Here is a 3484-nt window from a genome sequence, read left to right as displayed (position 1 = left end):
CAGCAACAACCCGATGGCGAGCCCGGAGCTGCTGGGGGTGAGCGGCGGCACCTTTATGGGGGTGATTGCCACGGCGCTGTTGCTGCCTGCATTGCCCCTGCCGCTGATGCTGGTCGGTGGCCTGCTCGGTGCGTTTGGTTGCCTGTTGCTGCTGGTGGTGGTCAATCGCAAGCACGGCTTCCAGCCGGAGCGGATCCTGCTCTCCGGCATTGCCATCACGGCACTGTTTGAGCCGCTACAGGCCATCGCGCTGGCCAACGGTGACATGCGGGTGCAGCAACTGCTCTCCTGGATGTCCGGCTCCACCTACTACGTCACCCTGCCGGTGGCCTATGGGTTGGTGGGGCTGGCGCTGTTGATGCTGGCCGCCTGCCTGCTTATCAGCCGTTGGCTCGATCTGATGCCGATGGGGGCGGCGGTAGCCACCGCACTCGGCATTCGCCTCAACCGCACCCAGCTCGCCATCCTGCTGCTGGTGGCCGTGCTCACCGCCAGTGCCACCCTAGTGGTGGGGCCGCTCTCCTTCGTCGGTCTGTTGGCGCCACATATGGCCAAGCTGATGGGGCTGGTGCGGGCACGTTGGCACCTGCTTGGGGCCGCCGCTTCCGGCGCCCTGTTGATGGTATCGGCGGATTGGGTCGGCCAGCAGATCCTGTTCCCGCAGGAGGTGCCGGTCGGGCTGGTCTCCACCTTATTAGGAGGGGCATACTTTATGTGGTGCCTACGACGCTTGTAGCGAGATGAAATTAGGTGCTAGGTCGCAATAGATTGGCCCATGACTAATCCACGGGGGTCTGTCACGCTTAGCGCCTATCCCATCAGGTCTGTTTCATTTGTACTGTGGTCTTGCATTGTGCTCGAAATCGTCACGTCACGTACGCAGTGGCTTCTGACACTGACTATCTCCAGCAATGACGCCTATCGAGATAGGTTCTTAGATGCCATGGCCAGATGATATTCACCGGGTTGCCACAGCCAAGCTGCGCCACGTACGCCACTGGAATCACCATGTTTGGCTCGGTAAATCAGGGTGTCACATTCCCTGCCGAAAGCATATTGCCGTAACTGCGTCGGTAGATGCTGATAAAGGCGTTCAACGTTACTCATCCCCCCCCCAAGTACAATGACATCGGGATCGATCAAGTTAACGGCATGAGCCAAGGCTTTGGCTAGCTGCTGTTCGTAACGCTCGATAGCGTGGATAGCAAGGGGGTCATTCTGTGCCACGAGCGCCATGATGTCGGTACTGGTTCGTGTTATCCCGGTGATGAAACGATAGTGGTTGGCAAAACCAGTTCCCGAGACAAAGGTTTCAATACAGCCATGCCTACCACAATAGCAGGGGGTGGCTTGCTGATAACGCCACTCTTCTGGCTCTAACCAAGGAAGTGGATTATGACCAAATTCCCCCGCTATGCCGTTGCTCCCGCTATGTGCCTTGCCGTTAATCGCGATTCCTGAGCCACAGCCGGTACCGATAATCACTGCAAATACGATATTGGCCCCCGCGCCAGCACCATCTGTGGCTTCTGAGACCGCAAAGCAATTTGCGTCATTAGCTATCCGCACCGGTCTAGCCAACGCTGTGGCCAGATCTTGGTCTAATGGTTGGTCATTGAGCCACACCGAGTTGGCATTTTTGACCCGTTTGGTGATAGGGGAGAGGGTGCCGGGAATGCCGATGCCGACCGAACCAGATTGACCCGTTGCCGTCTCGGCATCTTGTACCAACCCACAGATAGCTTGCAGGGTTTGTCGATAGTCATGGCGGGGGGTAGCGACTCGCTTGCGAAACAGTTCGTTGCCATCATCAGCTAGTGCGATAACTTCAATTTTTGTTCCGCCCAGATCGATGCCGATGCGCATGGTTTAGCTTCCTTTCGATGTAACGATGTAAAGGGGGATGTAGCCTTAACAGAGGGGGGGGGATACCCGCAATCCTCATTATGCCGCAGACATCTCCATGGCAGCTACCTGCTTGGTGATGGTTGATGAAGTGAGTCATCTACACTGAAGCTTTGGAGAGTGGTGTTAGCACTGCACGATAAATAGCAATGTTCCACGTGGAACGTAACCGTTATTTTGATCGACACTCGCTTTTAAACTGAGCTATGGTGCTCGCTTTCACTTAACGTTTCTGAGTTTGAATCTGAATGGAATTTTCATTGTTCGGCGAGAAATTCACTCGTCATGCCGGTATCACTCAACTGATGGATGACCTCAACGAAGGGTTGACCAATCCTGATGCCATCATGCTAGGGGGGGGAAATCCTGCGCCTATCCCTGCAATGCTGGAACGCTTCCAAACCGAGGCTAAACAGCTATTGGATAACGGTGAACTGGTGAAAGCCATGGCCAACTATGATGGCCCACAAGGTAAAGATAGATTTACCAAGGCGCTGGCAACACTACTTAATAAAGAGTTAGGTTGGGCCATCAGCGCTAACAACATCGCGTTGACCAACGGCAGCCAAAATGCGTTCTTCTATTTGTTTAACCTGCTGGCCGGTGAATTTGCTGATGGGCGCAAGAAAAAGGTGCTATTTCCGCTGGCCCCAGAATATATCGGTTATGCCGATTCAGCGCTGACCGAGAATCACTTTGTTGCCTATAAACCGACGATCGAAAAGCTGTCTGATGGCCAATTCAAATACCACGTCGATTTTGAAAGCCTGCAAGTGGGTGATGACATCGGTGTTATTTGTGTATCACGCCCGACCAACCCGACCGGTAACGTGCTGACTGATGAAGAGATTGAGCATCTTGATCAGATTGCCAGAGATAAGGGTATCCCACTGCTGATCGACAATGCATATGGAGTTCCTTTTCCCGGTATTATTTTTAGCCAAGCGAAACCCTTCTGGAATAGCAACACCATCCTCTGTATGAGCCTCTCCAAGCTTGGGCTGCCGGGTACTCGCTGCGGTATCGTCATCGCCGATGAAAAGATCATTAATGCTATCGCTAACCTCAGCGGCATTATTAACTTGGCGCCAGGCAGCTTGGGCCCCGCTATTACTATCCCGATGATCGAGAGTGGCGACATCATCACCCTGAGCGAGCAGGTAGTTAAACCGTTCTATCAGCAGAAGGCTGAATTTGCGGTGACACTGCTGCGTGATGCTATTCCCGATCCGCGCTTTCATATTCATAAGCCGGAAGGAGCGCTATTCCTTTGGCTATGGTTTGAGGATTTGCCGATCCACAGTCAGGCACTGTACGAACGTTTGAAGGCGAAAAATTTACTGATTGTGCCGGGTCATTACTTCTTCCCCGGTATTGACGATCCAAAGTGGCGCCATAGCCAAGAGTGTATTCGCCTTAACTATTCCCAAAGTGAAGATCTGGTGCGTCGAGGGATTGCCATTCTGGCAGAGGAGATCAATCAGCTTTATAGCGGTAATAGCTGAAACTTAAGTTACTAGAGGTGGTAAAACCTTTGCTAGCCCCTTTATGAAGGGTTTTTTGTTTAATAAAACAACGG

Annotated in this window: 3 protein-coding genes; 2 read left to right on the top strand and 1 reads right to left on the bottom strand. The window is 53.1% G+C overall.

The window, feature by feature from the left end:
* On the top strand, positions 1-736 hold a 736-nt coding region (locus CUC53_RS13340), incomplete at its 5' end, for an iron chelate uptake ABC transporter family permease subunit (RefSeq protein ID WP_157798277.1).
* Between the two features lie 182 nt (positions 737-918).
* On the opposite strand, the gene mak is transcribed toward CUC53_RS13340, so the two are convergent.
* Complete coding sequence (gene mak, locus CUC53_RS13335) at positions 919-1866, bottom strand: fructokinase (RefSeq protein ID WP_100294612.1); 948 nt, start codon at positions 1864-1866, stop codon at positions 919-921.
* Positions 1867-2153: 287 nt separating this feature from the next.
* Here mak and CUC53_RS13330 point away from each other — a divergent pair, with 287 nt between their 5' ends.
* Entirely contained in the window at positions 2154-3410 is a 1257-nt protein-coding gene (locus tag CUC53_RS13330) for a valine--pyruvate transaminase (protein WP_100294611.1), read from the top strand.
* Positions 3411-3484: the final 74 nt, after the last annotated feature.

The sequence above is a fragment of the Aeromonas cavernicola genome (assembly GCF_002795305.1).
Taxonomy (GTDB): domain Bacteria; phylum Pseudomonadota; class Gammaproteobacteria; order Enterobacterales; family Aeromonadaceae; genus Aeromonas; species Aeromonas cavernicola.
Note: the sequence above shows the minus strand (reverse complement) of the source record. Positions and strands in the feature narration are given on the sequence as shown.

Bases quoted from the DNA above. Each gene is read 5' to 3' on its own strand.
- mak (WP_100294612.1), bottom strand. From the start codon at position 1,866: ATGCGCATCGGCATCGATCTGGGCGGAACAAAAATTGAAGTTATCGCA.
- CUC53_RS13330 (WP_100294611.1), top strand. From the start codon at position 2,154: ATGGAATTTTCATTGTTCGGCGAGAAATTCACTCGTCATGCCGGTATC.